The sequence below is a fragment of the Limnohabitans planktonicus II-D5 genome, from assembly GCF_001270065.2.
In the GTDB taxonomy this organism is placed as follows: domain Bacteria; phylum Pseudomonadota; class Gammaproteobacteria; order Burkholderiales; family Burkholderiaceae_C; genus Limnohabitans_A; species Limnohabitans_A planktonicus.
Window position 1 is genome coordinate 1 of sequence record NZ_LFYT02000026.1, and the last position, 22,477, is coordinate 22,477.

The 22,477-nt window shown below is 61.2% G+C and carries 23 protein-coding genes; 13 read left to right on the forward strand and 10 right to left on the reverse strand.

Annotated features, from left to right (window positions below; genetic code table 11):
• The 4 genes from H663_RS42070 to leuB all read left to right on the forward strand — a co-directional run.
• The coding region (locus tag H663_RS42070) for a tetratricopeptide repeat protein (RefSeq protein ID WP_205872741.1) at positions 1-278 on the forward strand (278 nt) is incomplete at its 5' end.
• Entirely contained in the window at positions 176-1,246 is a 1,071-nt protein-coding gene (locus tag H663_RS36420; RefSeq protein ID WP_165803941.1) for a tetratricopeptide repeat protein, read from the forward strand. The genes H663_RS42070 and H663_RS36420, both read left to right, overlap by 103 nt.
• 2 nt (positions 1,247-1,248) lie before the next feature.
• Positions 1,249-1,902, forward strand: a complete 654-nt coding sequence (gene leuD, locus H663_RS36425; RefSeq protein WP_053170223.1) for a 3-isopropylmalate dehydratase small subunit — start codon at positions 1,249-1,251, stop codon at positions 1,900-1,902.
• Positions 1,903-1,920: 18 nt separating this feature from the next.
• On the forward strand, positions 1,921-3,006 hold the full coding sequence (gene leuB, locus H663_RS36430) for a 3-isopropylmalate dehydrogenase (RefSeq protein ID WP_053170225.1): 1,086 nt from the start codon (positions 1,921-1,923) through the stop codon (positions 3,004-3,006).
• A 95-nt stretch (positions 3,007-3,101) separates the two neighbouring features.
• On the opposite strand, the gene H663_RS36435 is transcribed toward leuB, so the two are convergent.
• Both H663_RS36435 and H663_RS36440 read right to left on the reverse strand, forming a co-directional pair.
• Positions 3,102-4,856: an N-acyl-D-amino-acid deacylase family protein gene (locus H663_RS36435; RefSeq protein ID WP_053170227.1), complete on the reverse strand. Its 1,755-nt coding sequence runs from the start codon at positions 4,854-4,856 to the stop codon at positions 3,102-3,104.
• The gene (locus H663_RS36440; protein WP_053170228.1) at positions 4,837-5,712 is read right to left on the reverse strand and encodes a bile acid:sodium symporter family protein; all 876 of its coding nucleotides are present in this window, start codon (positions 5,710-5,712) and stop codon (positions 4,837-4,839) included. The genes H663_RS36435 and H663_RS36440 overlap by 20 nt, the downstream gene beginning before the upstream one ends.
• Positions 5,713-6,025: 313 nt before the next feature.
• On the opposite strand from H663_RS36440, the gene asd reads away from it, so the two are divergent.
• The 7 genes from asd to accD all read left to right on the forward strand — a co-directional run bounded on the left by asd (position 6,026) and on the right by accD (position 13,772).
• Complete coding sequence (gene asd, locus H663_RS36445) at positions 6,026-7,156, forward strand: aspartate-semialdehyde dehydrogenase (protein WP_053170231.1); 1,131 nt, start codon at positions 6,026-6,028, stop codon at positions 7,154-7,156.
• Positions 7,157-7,192: 36 nt separating this feature from the next.
• Entirely contained in the window at positions 7,193-9,106 is a 1,914-nt protein-coding gene (locus H663_RS36450; RefSeq protein ID WP_053170233.1) for a FimV/HubP family polar landmark protein, read from the forward strand.
• The gene (gene truA, locus H663_RS36455; RefSeq protein WP_053170235.1) at positions 9,103-9,888 is read left to right on the forward strand and encodes a tRNA pseudouridine(38-40) synthase TruA; all 786 of its coding nucleotides are present in this window, start codon (positions 9,103-9,105) and stop codon (positions 9,886-9,888) included. Before H663_RS36450 ends, truA begins: the two co-directional genes overlap by 4 nt.
• Positions 9,885-10,580 carry a phosphoribosylanthranilate isomerase gene (locus tag H663_RS36460; protein WP_053170237.1) on the forward strand — a complete coding sequence of 232 codons (696 nt, stop codon included), beginning with the start codon at positions 9,885-9,887 and terminating at the stop codon, positions 10,578-10,580. Before truA ends, H663_RS36460 begins: the two co-directional genes overlap by 4 nt.
• 86 nt (positions 10,581-10,666) lie before the next feature.
• Positions 10,667-11,944 carry a tryptophan synthase subunit beta gene (trpB, locus tag H663_RS36465; protein WP_053171518.1) on the forward strand — a complete coding sequence of 426 codons (1,278 nt, stop codon included), beginning with the start codon at positions 10,667-10,669 and terminating at the stop codon, positions 11,942-11,944.
• 70 nt (positions 11,945-12,014) lie between these two features.
• Positions 12,015-12,824: a tryptophan synthase subunit alpha gene (trpA, locus tag H663_RS36470; RefSeq protein ID WP_053170239.1), complete on the forward strand. Its 810-nt coding sequence runs from the start codon at positions 12,015-12,017 to the stop codon at positions 12,822-12,824.
• 75 nt (positions 12,825-12,899) lie between these two features.
• Positions 12,900-13,772, forward strand: coding sequence for an acetyl-CoA carboxylase, carboxyltransferase subunit beta (accD, locus tag H663_RS36475; protein WP_053170241.1), 873 nt, complete (start codon positions 12,900-12,902; stop codon positions 13,770-13,772).
• Between the two features lie 396 nt (positions 13,773-14,168).
• Here the strand turns inward: accD and H663_RS36485 are convergent, their stop codons facing one another.
• Positions 14,169-14,717, reverse strand: a complete 549-nt coding sequence (locus H663_RS36485; protein ID WP_053170245.1) for a YggT family protein — start codon at positions 14,715-14,717, stop codon at positions 14,169-14,171.
• A gap of 32 nt (positions 14,718-14,749) precedes the next feature.
• Here H663_RS36485 and H663_RS36490 point away from each other — a divergent pair, with 32 nt between their 5' ends.
• Both H663_RS36490 and lysS read left to right on the forward strand, forming a co-directional pair.
• Complete coding sequence (locus H663_RS36490) at positions 14,750-15,448, forward strand: LON peptidase substrate-binding domain-containing protein (protein WP_053170247.1); 699 nt, start codon at positions 14,750-14,752, stop codon at positions 15,446-15,448.
• 100 nt (positions 15,449-15,548) lie between these two features.
• Positions 15,549-17,105 (forward strand): lysine--tRNA ligase, encoded by a 1,557-nt coding sequence (lysS, locus tag H663_RS36495; RefSeq protein ID WP_053171521.1) that lies wholly within the window; start codon positions 15,549-15,551, stop codon positions 17,103-17,105.
• A gap of 61 nt (positions 17,106-17,166) precedes the next feature.
• Here lysS and H663_RS36500 read toward each other — a convergent pair whose 3' ends face one another.
• The 7 genes from H663_RS36500 to rnc form a co-directional block, all read right to left on the reverse strand.
• Entirely contained in the window at positions 17,167-17,505 is a 339-nt protein-coding gene (locus tag H663_RS36500; protein ID WP_240620555.1) for a hypothetical protein, read from the reverse strand.
• A 24-nt stretch (positions 17,506-17,529) separates the two neighbouring features.
• Positions 17,530-18,615 carry a beta-N-acetylhexosaminidase gene (gene nagZ, locus H663_RS36505; RefSeq protein ID WP_053170249.1) on the reverse strand — a complete coding sequence of 362 codons (1,086 nt, stop codon included), beginning with the start codon at positions 18,613-18,615 and terminating at the stop codon, positions 17,530-17,532.
• A 35-nt stretch (positions 18,616-18,650) separates the two neighbouring features.
• Positions 18,651-19,079, reverse strand: coding sequence for a holo-ACP synthase (gene acpS, locus H663_RS36510; RefSeq protein WP_053170251.1), 429 nt, complete (start codon positions 19,077-19,079; stop codon positions 18,651-18,653).
• 137 nt (positions 19,080-19,216) lie between these two features.
• Entirely contained in the window at positions 19,217-19,975 is a 759-nt protein-coding gene (locus H663_RS36515) for a pyridoxine 5'-phosphate synthase (protein ID WP_053170253.1), read from the reverse strand.
• Positions 19,972-20,721 (reverse strand): DNA repair protein RecO, encoded by a 750-nt coding sequence (gene recO / locus H663_RS36520; RefSeq protein WP_053170255.1) that lies wholly within the window; start codon positions 20,719-20,721, stop codon positions 19,972-19,974. Before recO ends, H663_RS36515 begins: the two co-directional genes overlap by 4 nt.
• An 11-nt stretch (positions 20,722-20,732) precedes the next feature.
• On the reverse strand, positions 20,733-21,788 hold the full coding sequence (era, locus tag H663_RS36525; RefSeq protein WP_205872742.1) for a GTPase Era: 1,056 nt from the start codon (positions 21,786-21,788) through the stop codon (positions 20,733-20,735).
• Positions 21,785-22,477 carry a ribonuclease III gene (gene rnc / locus H663_RS36530; RefSeq protein WP_053171530.1) on the reverse strand — a complete coding sequence of 231 codons (693 nt, stop codon included), beginning with the start codon at positions 22,475-22,477 and terminating at the stop codon, positions 21,785-21,787. Before rnc ends, era begins: the two co-directional genes overlap by 4 nt.

The following is a 22,477-nucleotide window of genomic DNA, read 5'->3' on the forward strand; positions in this document are numbered from 1 at the left end:
AAGACGATCTGGGCCGCGCCAACGCGCTCCAGGCTTTAGGCGATCTGGACCGCCGCCTAGGCCAAATCGCTTCGGCGCGGGGCCTTTACACCCAAGCCATCGCCTTGTACGAAAAGAACAAGACGATCTGGGCCGCGCCAACGCGCTCAGGGCTTTGGGCGATCTGGACAGCCGCTTGGGCCAAGTCGATTCGGCGCGGGGCCTTTACACCCAAGCCATCGCCCTGTACGAAAAAGAACAAAACGATCTGGGCCGCGCCAACGCGCTCCAGGCTTTAGGCGATCTGGACAGCCGCTTGGGCCAAGTCGATTCGGCGCGGGCCCTTTACACCCAAGCTATCGCCCTGTACGAAAAAGAACAAAACGATCTGGGCCGCGCCAACGCGCTCAGGGCTTTGGGCGATCTGGACCGCCGCCTGGGCCAAATCGCTTCGGCGCGGGCCATTTACACCCAAGCCATCGCCTTGTACGAAAAAGAACAAGACGATCTGGGCCGCGCCAACGCGCTCCAGGCTTTAGGCGATCTGGACCGCCGCCTAGGCCAAATCGCTTCGGCGCGGGCCCTTTACACCCAAGCCATCGCCCTGTACGAAAAAGAACAAGACGATCTGGGCCGCGCCAACGCGCTCAGGGCTTTGGGCGATCTGGACAGCCGCTTGGGCCAAGTCGATTCGGCGCGGGGCCTTTACACCCAAGCCATCGCCTTGTACGAAAAAGAACAAAACGATCTGGGCCGCGCCAACGCGCTCAGGGCTTTGGGCGATCTGGACAGCCGCTTGGGCCAAGTCGATTCGGCGCGGGGCCTTTACACCCAAGCCATCGCCCTGTACGAAAAAGAACAAAACGATCTGGGCCGCGCCAACGCGCTCCAGGCTTTAGGCGATCTGGACAGCCGCTTGGGCCAAGTCGATTCGGCGCGAACCCGCTACACCCAAGCCATCGCCCTTTACGAAAAAGAACAACACAATCTGGGCCGCGCCAACGCGCTCCAGGCTTTAGGCGATCTGGACCACCGCTTGGGTCAAGTCGATTCGGCGCAAACCCGCTACACCCAAGCCATTGCACTGTACGAAACAGAACAAGATCACATGGGTTTGGCCTACACCTGGGCCAAACTTGCTCGGCTGAGTACGCCATGGGATACGCTCATGGCCCACAAAGCCAAGAAACACGCCCAACAAAGTGCGTCACCCCAAGTCATCAACGACGTCGAAACCCTTTTACAAACCCCTGCCACTTCCATTTAGCTATGCAAAAATTCACCCTTCTCAAAGGCTTGGTGGCCCCAATGGATCGCGCCAACGTGGACACCGACGCCATCATCCCCAAGCAGTTCCTCAAGTCGATCCGCAAGACCGGCTTTGGCCCCAACCTGTTTGACGAATGGCGCTACCTCGACGTCGGCTACCCCGGCCAGGACCCGGCCAGCCGCAAGCCCAACCCGGACTTCGTGCTGAACCAGCCGCGCTACCAAGGTGCCAGCGTTTTGCTGGCGCGCAAGAACTTTGGCTGCGGTTCTTCGCGTGAGCACGCGCCCTGGGCCATTGACCAATACGGCTTTCGCTGCGTGATCGCACCCAGCTTTGCCGACATCTTTTTCAACAACTGCTTCAAAAACGGCCTGCTGCCCATCGTGCTGCCCGAAGCCGTGGTGGCCCAGTTGTTCGACGAAGTCGCGGCCTTCCCCGGCTACGAGCTCACCGTGGATCTGGAGCGCCAGGTCGTGGTTCGCCCACAAGGCCAGGAAATCCCGTTTGAGGTGCAAGCCTTCCGCAAATACTGCTTGCTCAACGGCTTGGACGACATTGGCCTGACCTTGCGCCACGCTGACAAGATCAAGTCCTATGAAGCCGAGCGTCTGGCCACCAAGCCTTGGCTGGCGCACACCGCCGTCAACGCATAAAAGAACACGAGAACCCCTATGAAAATCGCAGTCCTCCCCGGTGATGGCATCGGCACCGAAATCGTCTCTGAAGCCGTCAAAGTTCTTAACACGCTCGACCTGAAGTTCGAGATGGAAACCGCCTTGGTCGGCGGCGCGGCTTACGACGCCTATGGCCATCCTCTGCCCGAAGCCACACTCAAGCTGGCCATGGACAGTGATGCCGTGCTGTTTGGCGCGGTCGGCGACTGGAAATACGACACGCTCGACCGCCCTCTGCGCCCCGAGCAAGCGATTTTGGGCTTGCGCAAAAACATGGGCCTGTTCGCCAATTTCCGCCCTGCCATTTGCTACGAACAGCTGGTCGGTGCATCGAGCCTCAAGCCAGAGCTGATCTCAGGTCTGGACATCCTGATCATCCGCGAGCTGACGGGCGACATTTACTTTGGCCAGCCACGCGGCCGCCGCATCGCGACCGATGGCCACTTCCCCGGAGCGGAAGAGGCGTTTGACACCATGCGCTACTCCAAGCCCGAGATCGAGCGCATCGCGCATGTGGCCTTCCAGGCCGCCCGCAAGCGCAAAGCCGCAGGCACCGAAGGCCGCGTGACCAGCGTGGACAAAGCCAACGTGCTCGAAACTTTCCAGTTCTGGAAAGACGTGGTCACCGAAGTGGGCAAAGAGTACCCCGACATCGCTCTGGACCACATGTATGTGGACAACGCCGCCATGCAGCTGGTCAAGGAGCCAAAGCGTTTTGACGTGGTGGTCACGGGTAATATGTTTGGCGACATCCTGAGCGACGAAGCCTCCATGCTCACAGGCTCCATCGGTATGCTGCCCTCGGCCAGCCTGAACACGAAAAATCAAGGCCTGTACGAGCCCAGCCATGGCAGCGCCCCCGACATCGCAGGCAAAGGCATCGCAAACCCACTGGCGACCATCTTGTCAGCCGCCATGATGCTGCGCTTTAGCCTGAACCAGCCCGAAGCTGCCCAGCGCATCGAAGCGGCTGTGCAAAAAGTGTTGGCCCTGGGCCTGCGCACGGGTGACATCTGGAGTGAAGGCACGACCAAAGTGGGCACCCGCGAAATGGGTGATGCGGTGGTCAAGGCGCTGGGCTGATCAAACTCGGCTGATCAACCTCCGCTAACAACAAAGCCCGGCACCTGTGAAGGTGGCCGGGCTTTTTATTTCGGACGTTTCAAAAATGAAGCGCGTCAGTTTTGGCCCATGCGCACCAAACGCCCCGGGCGGGCCTCGGTGATCTCGCCATCGCGCTGCACCTGCTCACCCGCCACCCAGGTGGCCACATAGCCTTCAGCCTTTTGCACAAAGCGCTTGCCGCCCGCAGGCAAGTCGCGCACCAACCGGGGCAGGCCCACGCTCAGGCGTTTGGGGTCGATGGCGTTCAGGTCGGCACGCATGCCGAGAGCGATCACGCCCCGGTCTGTCAAACCCAGGTACCGGGCATTGCGGCTCGTGAGCATCTCCACCGCGGTTTCAAGCGGGATACTGTCACGTCCTCGGTCGCGCACCCAGTGCGTGAGCATGAAGGTCGGGAAGCTGGCATCGCACACCGTGCCGACGTGGGCCCCCGCATCGCTCAAGCTGCTGAGCGCTCTGGGATGGGCCAGCATGCGGCGCACCGCGTCGAGCGAGCCCTCGTTGTAATTGAAGATCGGGAAGTAAATCAGGCCCTCGCCACTGCCCGCACTCAGGTGGTCGTAAATCGCCTCCAACGGCGTGATGCCCGCCTGCTTGGCCCGCACCAAAAAGCTCTGCATGACCGAAGGCTCGTAGTTGAGCGTGTCTTCGAGCGCAAACATGCGCCCGCTGATCAGGTCGATCTTGGCCAGCAAGATGTCCACCAGCGGCGGGATGGCGCTTCCGTCTCCAGCCAGACGTTCGGACTTTTCCGACAAGATGCGGGCCTTGCACGCCGGATCGCGCAGCGCCTGTGCGCGCTCTGCCAAAGGCAAATGTGCCACCTCTTTGTAAGACGGGAAACCCATGAAGGGGTGAAAACTCGCGTCCAGCCCGTTGAGCACGCCAATGCCCCGAACCGCCGTCTGCATGTACAGCGGCAGGCCTGCCTGCACCGCCGCTTCGACCCGCTGCTGAATCTTCAGGTATTGCTCGCCGCCCGGGTCGCGTTGCAGCCAGGTCATGGACACCGGCTTGCCGCTGGCCCGCGCCAGCGCTTCCACGCTGTCAAACTCGGCGTCAAACTGATCGGGGCCGTTCAGCAAGTTGAAGTCGCTCACGATCTGCACCACGCCGTGGCCCAAGCCCTCAAAGGCCTGGGCCAGGCCCGTCAATTCGTCGTTGCCCGCATTCGCGGCAGGTGTGTCCTTGCCCTCGGAGGTGCGGTGGTTGTCGCTGCGCCCGGTGCTGAACCCGGCGGCACCCGCCTGCAGGGCTTCGCGCAACAGCGAACGCATGGCGTCGATGTCTTGCGCCGTGGCCTTCTCGTGGGCCAGGGCGCGTTCCTCCATCACATACATGCGCAAGGGGTCGTGCGGCACCTGCACCAAATAGTCCAGGCTGCGCGGCGTGGCGGCCAGCGCGTCCATGTATTGCGGAAAGCTCTCCCAATTCCAGCGGATGCCTTCGTGCAGCGCCGCACCCGGAATGTCTTCCACGCCCTCCATGAGCTTGATCAGGTCGTCCTCGTGACCCGGTCGCTTGGGGGCAAAACCCACCCCGCAGTTGCCCATGAGCAGCGTGGTCACGCCGTGGTAGATGCTGGGGGTGAAGCACTCGTCCCAAGTCACTTGCCCGTCGTAATGGGTGTGGATGTCCACAAAACCGGGGGTGATCCACAGGCCTGTGGCATCCACGGTTTGGTGGGCGGGTTCGTCCACCTGGCCCACCGCCACAATGCGGCCCCCGCGCACCCCCACATCGGCCACACGGGAGGGCGCACCCGTGCCGTCCACCACGGTGCCGTTCTTAATCAAGCAATCGAGCATCTTTTCTCTTCCAATAAAAGGCCAAACCCATGCCGCTCACAATGTGCCAAATGCCCCACAGGCTGGCCAGGGTGACCATGCCCAGATCGCTGCCAAACTGCACCGCGATGATGCCCAACGCCAGCCCCGAGTTCTGCATGCCGCCTTCGATCATGATCGCCCGGCGGTCACGCTCGCTCACGCGCATGGCCTTGGCTGTAGTCCAACCCAGAAACAGGCCGCTGGCGTTGTGCAACACCACGATCAGCAAGGTGGGCAAAAGACCCAGTGTCAGCAACTGCCGCTCCTTGATGAGACCTGCCACGATGAACAAGATCAAAGCGCCCACGGCAAAGTTGCCCAGCGGCTTGCGGATGCGCTGGGTAAGAGCAGGCAACTGGTGTGAAAAAAGCAAACCCAAGGCCAGCGGAATGCCCAAAAGCGCCACCAGGCTCAGCCAAATGCCGGACGGGTCGATCGACAACTCGCGCAGCCAAGAGGCGGTTTCGGGGTTGGCAGCGATCATCCAGCTGAAGTTGAAGGGCGTGGCAAAGAGGGCAATCACACTGGCCACGGCCGATATGCTCACCGACAAGGCCGTGTTGCCACCCCCCATGTGGGTGACCACATTGCTCAGGCTCCCGCCCGGACAGGCCGCCACCAAAATCATGGCCGCCTCGACGTTGGCGGGCAAATCCAGCGCCAGCGTGGCCAGCCAAGTGCACACAGGCAGCAAGATGAACTGGGGAATCAGGCCGCAAACCACGGCACGCGGGGTTTGGGCCACCCGCCGGAAGTCCTCAATCCGCAATTCCAGCGACACCGAAAACACCATGGTGGCCAACACCAGGCTCAAAATCAATTGTTGTGCACTCATTCGTTTTTCCTTTCGAAAAGTATAGAGAACTCAGACATGCCAAAGACAAAGGGTTTACGCGCAAACTGCGTCTGACCGCTGTCAGGCCCACGCCAGCCAATCCGCTACAATCGGGCCCCATGTTTCACGCCCGCCTGTTCACCCTGAACCTGATCACTGCCGCTGCAGTGGCTGCCGGTGCGCGTGTTATCACCACAAAAACCACGACCATTAAGGGCTGATCCGGCCTGGTTCGTCGTGCGCCCCTACCGGCCAGACGAGCCGGGCAAACAGTCAGGTCAAACACTGTTTTAAAAACTGAAAGGGCGTTGAAATGAGCAAGTTAGTAGGTTTGGTCGGCTGGCGCGGCATGGTCGGCTCGGTGTTGATGGACCGCATGGTTCAGGAAAAAGACTTTGACCTGATCGAGCCGGTCTTCTTTTCCACATCGAATGCAGGCGGCAAAGCCCCCTCGATGGCCAAGAACGAAACCACACTCCAAGACGCTTTCAATATCGAGCAACTCAAGCGTTGCGAGATCATCATCACCGCACAGGGCGGCGATTACACCTCTGAAGTCTTCCCCAAGCTGCGCGCTGCAGGCTGGAACGGCCACTGGATCGACGCGGCCTCGACCCTGCGCATGGAAAAAGACGCGGTCATCATTCTGGACCCAGTCAACATGCCCGTCATCAAAAACGCGCTGGCGCACGGTGGCAACAATTGGGTGGGCGGCAACTGCACCGTGTCCTGCATGTTGATGGGCGTGGGCGCTTTGTACAAAGCCGGTCTGGTCGAGTGGATGAGCACCCAGACTTACCAAGCGGCTTCAGGCGGCGGCGCACAGCACATGCGCGAACTGCTGACCCAATACGGCACCTTGAACGCCGAGGTCAAGGCCCTGCTGGACGACCCCAAGAGCGCCATCCTCGAAATCGACCGCATGGTGGTGGCCAAACAACGTGCCCTCACGGCGTCTGAGACCGCCAACTTTGGCGTGCCGCTGGGTGGCTCGTTGATCCCCTGGATCGACAAAGATCTCGGTAACGGCATGTCCAAGGAAGAGTGGAAAGGCATGGCCGAAACCAACAAGATTTTGGGCATGGGAGAGGGTTTCAACTCTGCAGCGATTCCAGTGGACGGTTTCTGCGTGCGCGTGGGTGCCATGCGCTGCCACAGCCAGGCCCTGACTTTCAAGCTGAAAAAAGACGTCCCCGTGGCCGATCTGGAAGCCATGATCGCCGCCGATAACCAATGGGTTAAAGTGGTGCCTAATACGCGGGAGGCGACCATCAAGGATTTGACGCCTGTGGCAGTGACCGGCACGATGACCATTCCAGTGGGACGCGTCCGCAAACTGGCCATGGGCCCGGAGTATGTGGGTGCATTCACCATTGGTGATCAGTTGCTGTGGGGGGCTGCAGAGCCACTGCGGCGCATGCTCCGGATCTTGTTGGACGCCTGACCACTGCTGCTTTCGATACAAGGATTCGGGGAAAACATGGGTAAAACGCAAAGCTTGACAGCAAAAGACTGGAAGTTAAAAGCCATCAGTGGTTTGGTCATCTGTTCTTGGTGTTTCTCTGCCCATGCCCTCGATTTGGGTCGATTTCAAGTTTTATCAGCCATCGGCGAGCCTTTGCACGCCGAGGTCGACATTGCCCAATACACCCCGGAAGAGTTACGCGGCCTACGCGCTCAGCTCGCTTCTCCTGCCAGCTTTCAGCAAGCGGGCATGGAGTTCAACAGTGCGCTGTACAGCGTGGCCACTACGATAGAAACTCGCAGCAATGGCAGGCCTTATATTGCCTTGAAGGGGAGTGTGCCCTTACAAGACACTTTTGTTGACTTGATCCTGGAAACACAATGGGCCACTGGTCGATTGGTCAAAAACTATGCGGTCTTGTTGACGGCAAGCAGTGGCGACAGAAAAGCGCCTCGCAGCACATCGGAACAGACAGCTTCCACAAATTACCTGGCAGTAACACCTGCCACACCAATCGCTCAAGCTGTGCCAGCGCCTGTGCCTGTGGCCCCTCCAGCAGCCCCAGCAGAAGCCTCAGCTGCGCCACCGACGAGCGTTGAACTCAACGCACAGAACATCCCGGTCTACCGTTTTGCACCTGTCGACAACCGAACACCTGCAAATGCCACGGGCAATGTGCCGGCAGCACCTGCCGTATTGGGGGCCAAACCATCTATTGCCAGTCAAAGCGACAGCGCGTCTGAAACCTTGACGGTTCGCCCAGGTGACACGGCCTCCAAGCTGGCCTTGAGGAATCTGCCCTCGCATGTGTCGCTGGATCAGATGCTTCTGGCCATGGTCAAGGCCAACCCGGACGCCTTCATTGAGGGCAACGTCAACCTGGTCCGTGCAGGCGCAGTATTGCGCATGCCCGCGCCCGAAGAAGCGGCGCAAATCCCACAAGCCGAAGCCCGACAAACCGTCATTGCCCAGACACGCGACTTTGCCGCCTACGCCCGGCGCTTGGCACAGTCGCCATTGCTTGTGGGCAGTGCTCAAGGGCGTGAAATGTCCGGCAAGGTGAGCACCGACCTCAAAAACAAAGAGGACAGTACACCTCAGCAAGACAGGCTGACACTGTCCAAGTCGCAAATCAGTACCACCAGCCCTGAAGCCACATTGGCGGCTGAACGCGAAAGCAAAGATGCGGCTGACCAATTGGCTGCGCTCAACAAAAACGTGCAGGAGCTCGATGCCTTGTCTAAAGGCAACGGCTCCAGCCTGCCTGGCACACCACCGGCAGCCGACAGCGAATCAAGCTTGACCAAACTGGGCGCATCGGTGCTCGATGAGTTTGCTCAAAACAAGACCATGTGGGCATGGACTACTGGGCTGATATTTGTGCTGTTGGTCTTCATTTTCTGGATCCGCCGCAAATCGTCGGCCAACGAAGAAGTGTTTGCACCCTCGTATGACGATGTGCCTCCTCACGCCTTCCAGACTTCCAGCAACTCCACCATGCGCCATCAGGACATTCCACCGCAAATGTCTTCGCTGGACCTGAACCTGGGGCCCACAGCCCCGATGGGCCCGGCCCATGCTGCAGCACCCCAGTATGGTGCGGTCAACATCATGCCCATGTCATCAGCTCCAGCGATGACAACGCACACCCAGCCGATGCAGCCCCCCATCCAGGCCATGCCACAAGCCATGATGACACCACAGCATCAACCGGCACCAACGGTTCAAGTGCAAGTGGCCGCACCAGCGCCAGCTCCACGTGCAGCACCATCGGCTGAAGACACTGAAATGTCCAAGCTGAACCTGGCCAGCCAGTTGCTGGCCAAGGGCGACCAAGACCTGGCCCGGGCCTTGATCCTGTCGGTGGCGTCTTCTGCCACGGGTGATCTCAAGGCACGCGCCTTGCAATTGCTCGGTCAAATCCGGTGAGACTGGCGCTGGGCGTCTGCTACTCGGGTACGGCTTACCAAGGGTGGCAAAGCCAGTCCTCTGGCCAAACCATTCAGGACAAACTCGAAAAAGCCCTCGCCCAGTTTTGCGATGTACCCCGGGTCAGCACCCTGTGTGCAGGACGCACCGATGCCGGGGTGCACGGTCTCATGCAAGTGGTGCACTTTGACACCGAACTGGAGCGCGATCCCTACTCCTGGGTGCGCGGCACCAACCGGTATTTGCCCACTGACATTGCGGTGCAGTGGGCGCAATATGTGCCTGACAGCTTCCATTGCCGCGCCAGCGCCACCGGCAGACGCTACATCTATGTGGTGCTCGACTCGATCGTGCGCCCCAGCCTGGAGGCGGGCCGCGTGGGCTGGGTGTACCGCCCTCTGGCCGAAGCAAGCATGCGCCAAGCCAGCGAGCATCTGCTGGGTGAGCACGACTTTTCGTCGTTTAGGGCCAGCAGTTGCCAGGCGCTGTCGCCTGTCAAAACGCTGCGGCACATCCGCATCACCCGGCACGGCGCGTATTGGCGCTTTGAGTTCGAAGGCAACGCCTTTTTGCACCACATGATCCGAAACATCATGGGATGCCTGGTCACAATTGGCCAAGGCCACCAGTCACCCGACTGGATGCGGGAGGTACTTTTGGCCCAAAGCCGCGATGCCGCAGCACCCACCTTTTCGCCCGATGGCCTGTACTTTGCCGGGCCCATCTACAGCCCCGAATGGGGCCTGCCCGACACCACCCCTGCTTTTGATTGGTTGCCATGACGCTGATCAGCCCCGCCACACAGCACCGCACCCGCATCAAGATGTGCGGTTTCACCCGCGAAGCGGATGTGTTGGCCGCCTGCGCCGCGGGTGCAGACGCCATTGGTTTCGTGCTTTACCCGCCCAGCCCACGCAGTGTGAGCGTCGAGCGCGCAGCCGATCTGGCCCGCCTGCTGCCCGCTTTTGTGACACCCGTGCTGCTCTTCGTCAACGAGACACCTGCGCGGATCGAAGCGGCTTGCACAGCCGTGCCGGGCGCTTTGCTGCAGTTTCATGGCGACGAATCGGCCGACTTCTGCCAAGACATGTCGCAGCGCACAGGTCGCCCCCACCTCAAAGCCGCCCGAATTCCCCTGTCCAAGGTCCATGACTTCGACTTGCTAGAATTTGCCCACATTCATCAAGCAGCCCAAGCCCTCTTGCTCGACGCGCATGTCGACGGATACGGCGGCGGCGGAAAAACATTCCATTGGTCACTCCTGCCACCAAACGTCAATGCTCACCTCGTTTTGTCTGGTGGACTCACACCTGCAAACGTGGGCGATGGCATTCGTGCACTGCGCACGCACGGCCTGTCTCTGGCCGTTGACGTGAGCTCCGGCATCGAAGCAGGCAAGGGCCTCAAAGATGCCGACAAAATGCGGCAGTTTGTCCAGGCGGTGCGCACCGCAGACAACGCACTCTCCCTTTAAATCAGTCCACGGGCACGCCTCGGCTTACTTTGCAGCACTCAGCCCTGCAAGCACCGAGCGGCCCCGCCCTAACGAAGGCCATCACCATGTTCGATTACCAACAACCCGACCTCAAAGGCCATTTCGGCATCTATGGCGGCAGTTTCGTCAGTGAAACACTGACGCACGCCATCAACGAGCTCAAAGCCGCCTACGCCCAGTACCAGCACGACCCGGCCTTCATCGCCGAATTCAAGTCGGAGCTGGCGCACTTTGTGGGCCGCCCCTCACCCGTTTACCACGCGGCCCGCATGAGCCGTGAAATGGGCGGCGCGCAAATTTTCTTGAAGCGTGAAGACCTGAACCACACCGGTGCCCACAAGATCAACAACACCATCGGCCAGGCCATGCTGGCCAAGCGCATGGGCAAGCCGCGCATCATTGCTGAGACGGGCGCAGGCCAGCACGGCGTGGCCACGGCCACCATCTGCGCCCGCTACGGCCTGGAATGCGTGGTCTACATGGGCGCCGAAGACGTCAAACGCCAAAGCCCCAACGTCTACCGCATGAAGCTCTTGGGTGCCACGGTCGTTCCCGTGGAGTCCGGCAGCAAAACCCTCAAAGACGCCCTGAACGAAGCCATGCGCGACTGGGTGGCCAATGTGGATAACACCTTCTACATCATCGGCACTGTGGCCGGGCCGCACCCCTACCCCATGATGGTGCGAGACTTCCAAAGCGTGATCGGTGAGGAATGCCTCACGCAAATGCCCGAGATGTTCAAAACGCTCCAAATGGCAGAGCAGCAGCCCGACGCCGTGATCGCCTGCGTAGGCGGTGGCAGCAACGCCATGGGCATCTTCTACCCCTACATCCCGCACGATAAAACCCGCCTGATCGGCGTGGAAGCTGCAGGCGAAGGTCTGGACACGGGCAAGCACTCCGCCTCGCTGCAACTGGGCACACCCGGCGTGCTGCACGGCAACCGCACTTACATCTTGCAAGACGAAAACGGCCAGATCACCGAAACGCACAGTGTGAGCGCGGGTTTGGACTACCCCGGCGTCGGCCCCGAGCATGCCTTCTTGAAGGACATTGGCCGCGCCGAGTACGTGGGCATCACCGACAAGGAAGCGCTGGAAGCCTTCCACTACCTGTGCCGCACCGAGGGCATCATCCCCGCCCTCGAATCGAGCCACGCCGTGGCTTATGCCATGAAGTTGGCGAAGACCATGCGTTCTGATCAAAGCATTCTGGTCAACCTGTCGGGTCGTGGCGACAAGGACATCGGCACCGTGGCCGATTTGTCGAACGCCGATTTTTATTGCCGCCCCAGCTGCCAAGGCCAGTCGGTCAAAGGCATCTTCGTTCAGCGTTCGGCGTGAAGCGTTTTGCGCCTTGCCAAGCCCCCCCCACATCAACGCCCAACGCCCAACACTTAACGCCTAACCGATCATGAGCCGCATCGACGCCACCCTCTCCGCCCTGAAGTCTCAGGGCCGCAAAGCCCTGATCCCGTATGTCACGGCAGGCTTCCCCCAAAAAACCACCACCGTGCCCCTGATGCATGCCATGGCCGAAGCCGGGGCCGACATCATCGAGCTGGGGGTGCCGTTTTCAGACCCCTCGGCCGACGGCCCGGTGATCCAAAAAGCGGGCGACAAAGCCCTGGCTCTGGGCATTGGCACCGTGCAAGTGCTGGCCATGGTGCGCGAATTCCGCCAAACCAACACCACCACCCCGGTGGTGCTGATGGGTTACGCCAACCCAGTGGAGCGCTACGACCAGAAACACGGCGCTGACAGCTTCATCCGAGACGCCTCGGCAGCGGGTGTGGACGGCGTGCTGATCGTCGACTACCCGCCCGAAGAGTGCGTCGAATTTGCCGCCAAGCTGCGCGCCCACAGCATGGACCTGATCTTCTTGCTGGCCCCCACCAGCACCGACGAGCGCATGCAGCAGGTGGCCCAAGTGGCCAGCGGCTATGTGTATTACGTGTCGCTCAAGGGCGTGACCGGCTCGGGCACGCTCGACACCGACGCGGTCGAGGCCATGCTGCCGCGCATTCGCCAGCACGTCAGCGTGCCCGTCGGCGTAGGTTTTGGCATCCGCGACGCTCAGACCGCCAAGGCCATCAGCCGCGTGGCCGACGCGGTGGTGATCGGCAGCCGATTGATCCAGTTGATCGATGCGGCCCCAACTGAGCAGATCAACAGCGTGGCCGCAGAGTTCCTGAGCGGTATCCGCCAGGCGCTTGACGCCTGAACTGTCCCGTCACCGAAAGCCGACAAAAGCACCGAAAGCGTTTCAACGATAATCCGCCCCTGAAGGAGAATCCTCATGAGTTGGCTAGAAAAACTGCTCCCCCCAAAAATCCAGCACACCGACCCGGCCGACCGCCGCTCGGTGCCTGAAGGCTTGTGGGTCAAATGCCCCAGCTGCGAGACCGTGCTTTACAAGACCGACCTCGAAGAAAACCAGAACGTCTGCCCCAGCTGCTCGCACCACCTGCGCATTGGCGCTCGTGCCCGCCTGAACAGCTTCCTGGACGGCGAAGGCCGCTACGAAATCGGCCAGGAAGTGGTGCCGGTTGACCCGATCAAGTTCAAAGACAGCCGCAAATACCCTGAGCGCCTGAAAGAAGCCATGGACAACACCGGTGAAACCGATGCCCTGGTGGTCATGGGTGGTGCCGTGCACAGCATTGAGTTGGTGGTGGCTTGTTTCGAGTTCGACTTCATGGGCGGCTCCATGGGCTCGGTGGTGGGCGAGCGCTTTGTGCGCGGCGTGGAAACCGCCATCGCGCAAAAAGTGCCTTTCGTGTGCTTCACCGCCACGGGTGGCGCCCGCATGCAAGAAGGCCTGCTGTCACTCATGCAAATGGCCAAAACCAACGCCGCACTGACCCGCCTGGCCAAAAAAGGCCTGCCCTACATCAGCGTGCTGACCGATCCCACCATGGGCGGTGTGTCGGCCGGTTTTGCCTTCTTGGGTGATGTGGTCATTGCCGAACCCAAAGCCCTGATCGGATTTGCCGGTCCCCGCGTGATCGAAAGCACCGTGCGCGTGACCTTGCCCGAGGGCTTCCAGCGTGCGGAGTTCCTGCAAACCAAAGGCGCGGTGGACTTCATCTGCGATCGCCGTGAACTGCGCAAAACCATCGCCAGCACCCTGGCCATGCTGCAACGCCAACCGGCCGATGCCGTGAGTTGAACGTTTGCCCACACATGACAAAGGCCCTCAAATGAGGGCCTTTGTCATTGCAGGATGGGTCACCGAATCGCAACAACCAAGCTGGCCGTAGCGGCGCACCACCCAAGTCGGACTCTTCGAGTGCCGACCTACAACACAGCGCCCCGCAGGTAGGTGGTCGAAGCCCCCGACGTTTGCTTGAACCACCATAACGCCGCAGTCACCCGCTCCTGCTCACCACCCTCGTCGGACTCTTCGAGTGCCGACCTACAAGACAGCACCCGTAGGTCGGTGGTCGAAGACCCCGACGTTTGCTTGAACCACCATAAAGCCGCAGTCACCCGCTCCTGCGCACCACCCACGTCGGACTCTTCGAGTGCCGACCTGCGAGAGAAGTCGCGACCGTGCATCAGCACATCAGCGCATCAGGCTCATCTGCAGGCCTGAAAGCAGCATCCCCAGCAACTGCAACACCAGCAACAGTGCTATGGGCGACAAATCGATGCCCCCCAACAGGGGCACGACACGCTGAAAAGGACGCAAAAAAGGCTCACACAAACGCATGGCCATCACATGTATAGGCGCACCCGGGTTGACCCAGGACGTGATGGCCAGCACCAGGACCAGCGCACTCAAGGCCGAGACCAGCAACTGCACCAGCCCGATCAGGCTGACCAAGGGCAGCAGGGCCAAAGCGCCGTGTCCACCCGCCACCAGCCAAAGCAGCAAAAACTGCACCAACTTGATCAACCAAGCGGCCACCAGACTCGACAAGTCCCAAGCCGACACGGAAGGAATGACTTTGCGCAACGGCAAAATCAGCCAATCCGTCATCGCAAACACAAAACGCCCCAAGGGTTGATTGAAAGAAACGCGCTGCCACTGCATCAGAAAACGCAGCAAACAGGTGCCCGCCACCAAGCCCGCGACCACTTCCAACACCATACTGACCATCTGAAACCACATTGCTTTTCTCCTGCTCGTGCGATGATACCCAGATGAATTCCGCGCCCACCCCATCCCCCGCTTCATGGACGGAATTGCCCCTGTTCCCCCTGGGCACCGTGCTTTTTCCCGGCGCTTTGTTGCCCCTGCAACTCTTTGAGCTGCGATATCTGCACATGATTGGCGAATGCGAACGCCAAGGCTCCGGCTTTGGCGTGGTGACGCTCACCCAAGGGCGCGAAGTGCACCGGCCTGGCGAAGCGGCCGAACAGTTTGAAGCCATGGGCACGCGAGTGCAGATCGAGCGCATCGAGCGGCCTCAGCCCGGATTGGTCATGGTCTGGTGTCGGGGTGTGGAGAAATTCAGCATCCAGGCCACGCAGCAGCGCAGCAATGGCATGTGGACGGGCCAAGTGCAAGCCCTGCCCCCTGAGCCGGCCGTGCAAGTGCCAGAAGACCTGCAACACCTGTCGGCGCACATGCACGACATCCTGACCCAAGTGAGCGAACAAGCCAGCGTGGTGCCCCACTGGGCCGAAGCCTGGCGGCTGCAGGACTGCAGCTGGCTGTCCCACCGCTGGGGCGAATTGCTGCCCTTGCCCCTGCAGATGAAATACCGACTTTTTGCCCTGCAAGAGCCCCTGATGCGGCTGGAGTTGATCGGCGACATGGTGGCGCCCTCTGAGCGCGCTCCTCAGCCTTCGGCCACGCCGCCAGGCAGCCCCGGCCAAAAGCCCCCCGCGAACTCTTAAAATAGCGGGTTTTGCGCCTTGGCGCAGCCTTGCCCTCCTTTCATTGACGTCATCCAGGTTCAGGCACGCATTGCGCCCCGACCCCAACCACCAGCCACACATGTCCGACACCCAAGCCTCAGCAGCAGCACCCACGCCAGCCCCACAAGATGAAAACCAGCTGATCGCCGAGCGCCGTGAAAAGCTCAAGGCCATGCGGCAGGCGCAAGCCGATGGCAAAGGCGTGGCCTTCCCCAACGACTTCAAGCCCGAGCACCACGCGGCCAACCTGCACCAAGCCCATGGCGACAAAGACGCCGAAGCCCTGAACGGCGAAGGCGTGGCCAAAACCATGGCCAAAGTCGCGGGCCGCATGATGCTCAAGCGCGTGATGGGCAAGGCCAGTTTTGCCACGCTGCAAGACGCCACGGGCCGCATCCAGGTCTATGTGACCCGCGACGATGTGGGCGAAGAGCTGTACGCCCTGTTCAAACACTGGGACCTGGGCGACATCGTGGGCGTGGAAGGCCATTTGTTCAAAACCCGCACGGGCGAATTGTCGATCCACGCGACCAGCATCCGCATGCTCACCAAGAGCCTGCGCCCCATGCCCGACAAGTTCCACGGTGTCGCCGACCAGGAAGTCAAGTACCGCCAGCGCTATGTGGACCTGATGACCGACGAAACCGCCCGCAAGCGCTTTGCGGTCCGCAGCAAGGCCGTGAGCGGCATTCGCGAGTTCATGGTTCAACACGGCTTTTTGGAAGTCGAAACGCCCATGCTGCACCCCATTCCCGGTGGTGCCAACGCCAAACCCTTTGTGACGCACCACAACGCGCTGGACCAAGAGATGTTTTTGCGCATCGCGCCCGAGTTGTACCTCAAGCGTTTGCTGGTGGGGGGCTTTGAGCGTGTGTTTGAGATCAACCGCAACTTCCGCAACGAAGGCATCTCGGTGCGACACAACCCCGAGTTCACCATGATGGAGTTCTACGCAGCCTACTGGAACTACCAGGACCTGATGGGATTTACCGAAAGCCTGATCCGCGACGCAGCCATGACCGCTGCGGGCACTCTCGACCTGACCTACAACGGCAAGCCCGTGGACCTGAACAAGCCTTTCGCCCGCATGACCATCCGCGAAGCCATCGTCAAGCACACCGAAGCCGGTGAAAACGTGGACAACGCCGAGTGGCTGATCAATGCCCTGAAAAAGCTGGGCATGAGCGAAGCCAAGGACAAGCTGTCCACCCGCAGCCTGGCCAGCTTGCAGGTGTTTTACTTTGAGGAAACCGTGGAAGACAAGCTCTGGGAGCCGACCTTCATCATGGAGCACCCCACCGAGATCAGCCCGCTGGCCCGCGCCAACGACAACCGCCCCGAAGTGACCGAGCGCTTTGAGCTCTACATCACTGGCCGCGAGTTCGGCAATGGCTTCAGTGAGTTGAACGACGCCGAAGACCAAGCCGCACGCTTCCAAGCCCAAGTCGCCGCCAAAGACGACGGCGACGACGAAGCCATGTACTACGACCACGACTTTGTGCGCGCCCTCGAATACGGCATGCCGCCTGCGGGCGGCTGCGGCATCGGCATTGACCGCCTGATGATGCTGCTGACCGACAGCGCCAGCATCCGCGATGTGATCCTGTTCCCGGCCCTGCGTCACGTGCAAGAATAAGCGCTCAAAGCCTCACAAACAACCCGGCCATGGCCGGGTTGCTTCATGGATCCATCACGGCTCAGCCCCGCCGCTCAGGGGGCAAACGAGGCGCGTCTTCGACCACCTCGCGCACTTCGACATCGACCACCTGATCGCCGAAAGAGCGAGTCTGCGCACGGCCCCAAGCCTCTTCAGAACCGGGGGCGGTTTGCCCACGGAAACCGCCTTGGCCAAAGTTCTTGCGCATGGCGCTGAACTGTTGCCAGACCATCACCACCTGCGGCTTGCGCCCGGTCAGCAGCCAGCGCAGCGTGGCCCAGACAATGTAGAGCCCTAAGGCCACCACCAGGCCCAGCAAAAAAGCCAGTCCCATGAAGGTCATGAACAGTCGAAACACCCAAGTCAGCAAAGTGGCCACAACTTTTTCTTTCTCAAAACAACATCAAGGCAGGTGATCGAGCGCCTGCATGTAATCAGCCGAGCGCACCAGTTCGTCCCAGGGGCGGGCGGGCGAGCGCGGCAAGAGGTTCAGGCGACGCTCTTCACTGACCTCGTTGGGCTGCCATTGGCCTTTCAGCTGGGCTTCGGCCAACTGGTCAAGCACTTCGTCCAGTTCAGCACCACCATGGACGGCCGAGCGGTTGCACAACAAGGCCAAGTCGCACCCTGCCTGCAATGCGGTCACCACGGCTTCGGTGTAGCTGAGCGTGCGCCCGTCCAGTTGGCGTGCGGCGGCCATCGACAAGTCGTCCGTGCAAACCACCCCCTGAAAGCCCAACTGTCCTCGAAAGATGTCCTGCAGCCAGCGCGGAGAAAAGCCTGCAGGGCGGCTGTCGACCTTGCTGTAGATCACATGGGCGGGCATGACGGCAGTCAGCACGCTGGTGAGCCAGCGGTAGGGCTGGGCGTCGTCGGCCAGGATGGCTTTGAGGCTGCGCTTGTCCACCGGCAAGGCCACATGCGAGTCGGCTTTGACGGCGCCATGCCCGGGGAAATGCTTGCCACAGTTGCCCATGCCTGCCTGCAGCAGGCCCTGCATCAGGCTGCGGGCCAGCAGACTCACCACACGCGGGTCGCGGGCAAAAGCGCGGTCACCGATGACACCGCTCTCGCCATGGTCCAGATCGAGCACGGGCGTGAAGCTGTAGTCCACGCCGCAAGCACGCAACTCGCTGGCCAGCACAAAGCCTGCCGAGGTGGCCGCTTCACAGGCCTTGAGCACGCCCGAGCCGGGTTGGCCCTTCTCGTCCTGACCCCAAAGCTCGCCTATGGCCCGCATGCTGGGCAAATGGGTAAAGCCGTCGGTGCGAAAGCGCTGCACGCGCCCGCCTTCGTGGTCGACAGCGATCAGCAGGTCCGCACTGATGCCTTTGACGGCGGCGCACAACTCGGTCAGCTGCGCACGGCTTTGCCAGTTACGACCAAAGAGAATCATCCCGCCGGTCAGCGGATGTGCCAGGCGGCGGCGGTCCACCTCGGTCAGCGTGGTGCCAGCAATGTCGATGATCAGGGGGGCGTGGATGCTCATGCGTGACTCAATAGTTCAGGGTGAACAAGGGGAATTCAAGGGGGTGCTTTGACTGGTGCCAGCACCACCGGGGCAAGTGTCTCGACCACGCAAAAACTGGCCGCGTATTCGGACTCGTCGGTCACGGTGATGTGGGCGCTGAGATTTTTGGCTTCAAACCAGTCTTTCAAGCCCCCATGCAGCACGATCACAGGCTGGCCGCTGGGCAGTTTGCCGATCTCGCACAGCCGCCAGGTCATGGGCATGCGCATGCCCAAGCCAATGGCTTTGCTGAACGCCTCTTTGGCCGAAAAGCGCGTGGCCAGGTAGCGCACACCCCGCTCAGGCCAGCGGGCGCTACGGGCTTTCCAGGTGGCCAACTCGGCGTCGCTCAAGACCTTGGCTGCAAAGCGCTCACCGTGACGCTCCAAACTGGCTTTGATACGACGGATGTCGCAGATGTCGGTGCCGATGCCGTAAATCATTTTTTTTGGGGGTTGAGTGTTGAGCCTTGTGCGTTGGGCGTTGAGCGTTGAGCGTTGAGCGTTGGGCGTTGGGCGTTGGGCGTTGGGCGTTGGGCGGGGTTTTGATGTCTTCACGCTGAACGCTGAACTCTATACGCTCAACCCAATCGCGTCATATACGCTTGCACAGTAGCCGCATAGCCCATCTCCAGCGCATCGGCCATGAAGGCGTGGCCGATCGAGACTTCTTGCAGGCCCTTCACCGCCGCCACAAAGGCTGGCAGGTTGTCACGGTTCAGGTCGTGCCCAGCATTGAGGCCCAGGCCCGCTTGCGTGGCGGCCACGGCGGCATCGGCGTAGCGCTGCAGCTGAATGGCTTGCGCTGGCGTGCCAAAGGCGGCGGCATAGGGCTCGGTGTAGAGCTCCACCCGGTCGGCTCCCACGGCGCGGGCGGCGGCCATTTGCTCCGGAATCGGGTCCATGAACAGGCTGACGCGCACGCCCAGCGCCTTGCATTCGTCGATCAAAGGTTTCAGGCGCTCGGCGTCTTGCGGAAAGGTCCAGCCGTGGTCGCTGGTGAACTGGCCTTCGCTGTCGGGCACGAAGGTCACCTGGTGCGGGCGCACGGCGCGCACATGGTCCATCAGGTTGTGAAAGGGGTTGCCTTCGATGTTGAACTCGCGCTCGGGCCAAGCCTGCATCAGGGCGTGCAGCTCCGGCACATCGCTCGCGCGGATGTGGCGCTCATCGGGCCGGGGGTGGATGGTGATGCCGTTCGCGCCCGCTTGCAGGCACAACTCAGCGGCACGGACCACGCTGGGAATGCCCAAGTGGCGTGAGTTGCGCAGCAGCGCAACTTTGTTGACGTTGACCGACAGGGCCACGCCTTGGTAAGAAGGGGTCGCGGAGGTGTTCATAAAGTTTGCAAATCCAGCATCATTTGGCGGGTGCGCAAAGCGCCCACACCGCAATGGTAGTTGAGCAAGAGGCGCAAGGGGCGCTGCAGTTGCACCAGCAGGTCGGCGCACTCGCGCAACAAAGCCGCCAAGGGGCTGGGTGATGCAAGAGCCGCGTGCAGCGCCAGCCAATGTTCACCGCGCAAGGCGTGGCGCGGGTCATCGCTGACCCACTGCAATCCCGCCTCGGGCACGAGCGCATAACTGTCCGTGGGCGACAAAGGCTTGAGGGTCAGGGTCTGCAGGTTCAGAGCGGGCAACAGGCCCATTTCGCGCAGCAGCAGCAGCTCAAAGCCACGCAAGGCCCATTGCAGGGCATTGGGATCGCCACTGGCCAGCAGGCGCACAGCGGCAGCATAGATCTCGAACAAAGCGGGGTGGGGGTCGTCGCGTGCGGTCAGGCGCATCAGCAACTCATTCAGGTAGTAGCCCGACAACAGCGCCTCGCCCGTGGGCATGACATGCCCGCCCACCCATTCGGCCGATTTGAGGGTGCGAATATCGCCGTCGCCCCCAAAGGCCAGCGACAAAGGCTGCAGCGGCAGTAGCACCGGCCGAAAACTCGATGTCGGGCGCTTGGCTCCCTTGGCCACCAAGGCCACACGGCCGTGGTGGCGGGTGAAGACTTCCAGAATCAGACTGGTTTCACTCCAGTCGTAGCGGTGCAGCACATAGGCTGGCTCGTCTGCAATCCGCTTGGAGGCCATTGGCAGTGGAATTACTCGTAGCCGAAGCTGCGCACGCGGGCTTCGTCGTCGGCCCAGCCCGAACGCACCTTCACCCACAGCTCAATGAACACCTTGGCGTCCAGCAGCTTTTCCAGCTCGACGCGGGTTTCGGTGCCGATGCGCTTGAGCTTTTCGCCCTTGTCGCCGATCACCATGGCCTTGTGCCCTTCGCGCTCGACCACGATGGTGGCGGCAATGCGCAGCATGCGCTTGGCAGTGCGACCAGCTTCTTCTTCGAACTTGTCGATCACCACGGTGGAGGTGTAGGGCAGCTCGTCACCCGTCAGGCGGAAGAGTTTTTCGCGCACCATTTCGCTGGCCAGGAACTTCTCGCTGCGGTCGGTGAGTTCGTCTTCGGCATGCCACCAGGGCTGCTCGGGCAGGTATTTTTCGCAAATGCCCAGCAGGCGCTCGATGTCCTTGGGCTGTTTGGCCGACATGGGCACGAACTCGGTGAAAGCGTGGCGCTCTTGCATGCTTTGCAGCCAGGGCGCGATGTCGCCACGGCGGTGCACGTTGTCCAGTTTGTTGGCCACCAGCAAAACAGGAATGCCGGGCTTGAGCAGCGCCAGCACTTTGGCGTCGGCCGTGGTGAAGCTGCCCGCCTCGACCACAAACAGCACCAAGTCCACATCGCTCACAGCGCCGACCACGGTTTTGTTCAGCGACTTGTTGAGCGCGGTGCCGTGGATGGTCTGGAAACCCGGCGTGTCGACAAACACATACTGCGCCGCACCCTGGGTGCGGATGCCGGTGATGCGGTGGCGTGTGGTTTGGGCTTTGCGCGAGGTGATGCTGATTTTTTGGCCCACCAAGGCGTTGAGCAAGGTGGACTTGCCCACGTTGGGTTTGCCCACAATGGCCACCAGGCCGCAGCGCTGCCCCTCCACCGGCACAGGCGCGTGGGCAGCAGCAACCGGAGCCAAAGAAGCGTCCTCAGAGGAGGATCGTGGCTGAATGGTCACGCCCGCGATTTGCACGGGGCGGCGCATGGTTTGCTCTTGAGGTGTGCGTTCAGTTTCAGGCGTTTTTTTGTCGGTGCTCATGCGGCGCTTTCGGATTTCAAGGTGAGCAGCATGGCGGCGGCCGCTGCTTGTTCGGCGGCGCGACGCGATGCGCCCGAGCCTTGTTGGGTTTGGCGCAATTCGGTCACCTCGCAAGAGACCTCGAACTGCTGGCGGTGCGCCGCGCCGGAGGTGCCGACCACGGTGTATTTGGGCAAGGCCAACTTGCGCCCTTGCAGCCACTCCTGCAATTCGGTCTTGGGGTCTTTGCCAACGGCTTGCATGTCGGGTTTGATGTCCACCTTGGCGAACAGGCGTTCGACCAGCGCTTGGGCAGCTGGGTAGCCGCCATCCAGGTAAACCGCGCCAATGATGGCTTCGACCATGTCAGCCAAGATGGAAGGTCTGCCCTGCCCGCCGGAACGCATCTCGCCTTCACCCAGACGCATGACCTCAGAAACGTCCAGCGTCTTGGCCAATTGGTGCAGCGTGTCTTGCTTGACCAGGTTGGCCCGTACGCGTGACAAGTCACCTTCAGGCATGTCGGCCAGTTGGACATACAACATGTGCGAGACCGCCAAATTGAGCACCGAGTCGCCCAAAAACTCCAAGCGTTCGTAATGGTCGGCGCTGAAGCTGCGGTGCGTCAGCGCCTGCTGCAGCAAACCCACTTGGCGAAATGCATAGCCCAGGCGGATTTGCAGTTCAGACAAGGCGGGAGATGTGGCCAC

Bases quoted from the DNA above. Each gene is read 5' to 3' on its own strand.
- leuD (WP_053170223.1), top strand. From the start codon at position 1,249: ATGCAAAAATTCACCCTTCTCAAAGGCTTGGTGGCCCCAATGGATCGC.
- leuB (WP_053170225.1), top strand. From the start codon at position 1,921: ATGAAAATCGCAGTCCTCCCCGGTGATGGCATCGGCACCGAAATCGTC.
- H663_RS36435 (WP_053170227.1), bottom strand. From the start codon at position 4,856: ATGCTCGATTGCTTGATTAAGAACGGCACCGTGGTGGACGGCACGGGT.
- H663_RS36440 (WP_053170228.1), bottom strand. From the start codon at position 5,712: ATGAGTGCACAACAATTGATTTTGAGCCTGGTGTTGGCCACCATGGTG.
- asd (WP_053170231.1), top strand. From the start codon at position 6,026: ATGAGCAAGTTAGTAGGTTTGGTCGGCTGGCGCGGCATGGTCGGCTCG.
- H663_RS36450 (WP_053170233.1), top strand. From the start codon at position 7,193: ATGGGTAAAACGCAAAGCTTGACAGCAAAAGACTGGAAGTTAAAAGCC.
- H663_RS36460 (WP_053170237.1), top strand. From the start codon at position 9,885: ATGACGCTGATCAGCCCCGCCACACAGCACCGCACCCGCATCAAGATG.
- trpB (WP_053171518.1), top strand. From the start codon at position 10,667: ATGTTCGATTACCAACAACCCGACCTCAAAGGCCATTTCGGCATCTAT.
- trpA (WP_053170239.1), top strand. From the start codon at position 12,015: ATGAGCCGCATCGACGCCACCCTCTCCGCCCTGAAGTCTCAGGGCCGC.
- accD (WP_053170241.1), top strand. From the start codon at position 12,900: ATGAGTTGGCTAGAAAAACTGCTCCCCCCAAAAATCCAGCACACCGAC.
- H663_RS36485 (WP_053170245.1), bottom strand. From the start codon at position 14,717: ATGTGGTTTCAGATGGTCAGTATGGTGTTGGAAGTGGTCGCGGGCTTG.
- H663_RS36490 (WP_053170247.1), top strand. From the start codon at position 14,750: ATGAATTCCGCGCCCACCCCATCCCCCGCTTCATGGACGGAATTGCCC.
- lysS (WP_053171521.1), top strand. From the start codon at position 15,549: ATGTCCGACACCCAAGCCTCAGCAGCAGCACCCACGCCAGCCCCACAA.
- nagZ (WP_053170249.1), bottom strand. From the start codon at position 18,615: ATGAGCATCCACGCCCCCCTGATCATCGACATTGCTGGCACCACGCTG.
- acpS (WP_053170251.1), bottom strand. From the start codon at position 19,079: ATGATTTACGGCATCGGCACCGACATCTGCGACATCCGTCGTATCAAA.
- H663_RS36515 (WP_053170253.1), bottom strand. From the start codon at position 19,975: ATGAACACCTCCGCGACCCCTTCTTACCAAGGCGTGGCCCTGTCGGTC.
- recO (WP_053170255.1), bottom strand. From the start codon at position 20,721: ATGGCCTCCAAGCGGATTGCAGACGAGCCAGCCTATGTGCTGCACCGC.
- era (WP_205872742.1), bottom strand. From the start codon at position 21,788: ATGAGCACCGACAAAAAAACGCCTGAAACTGAACGCACACCTCAAGAG.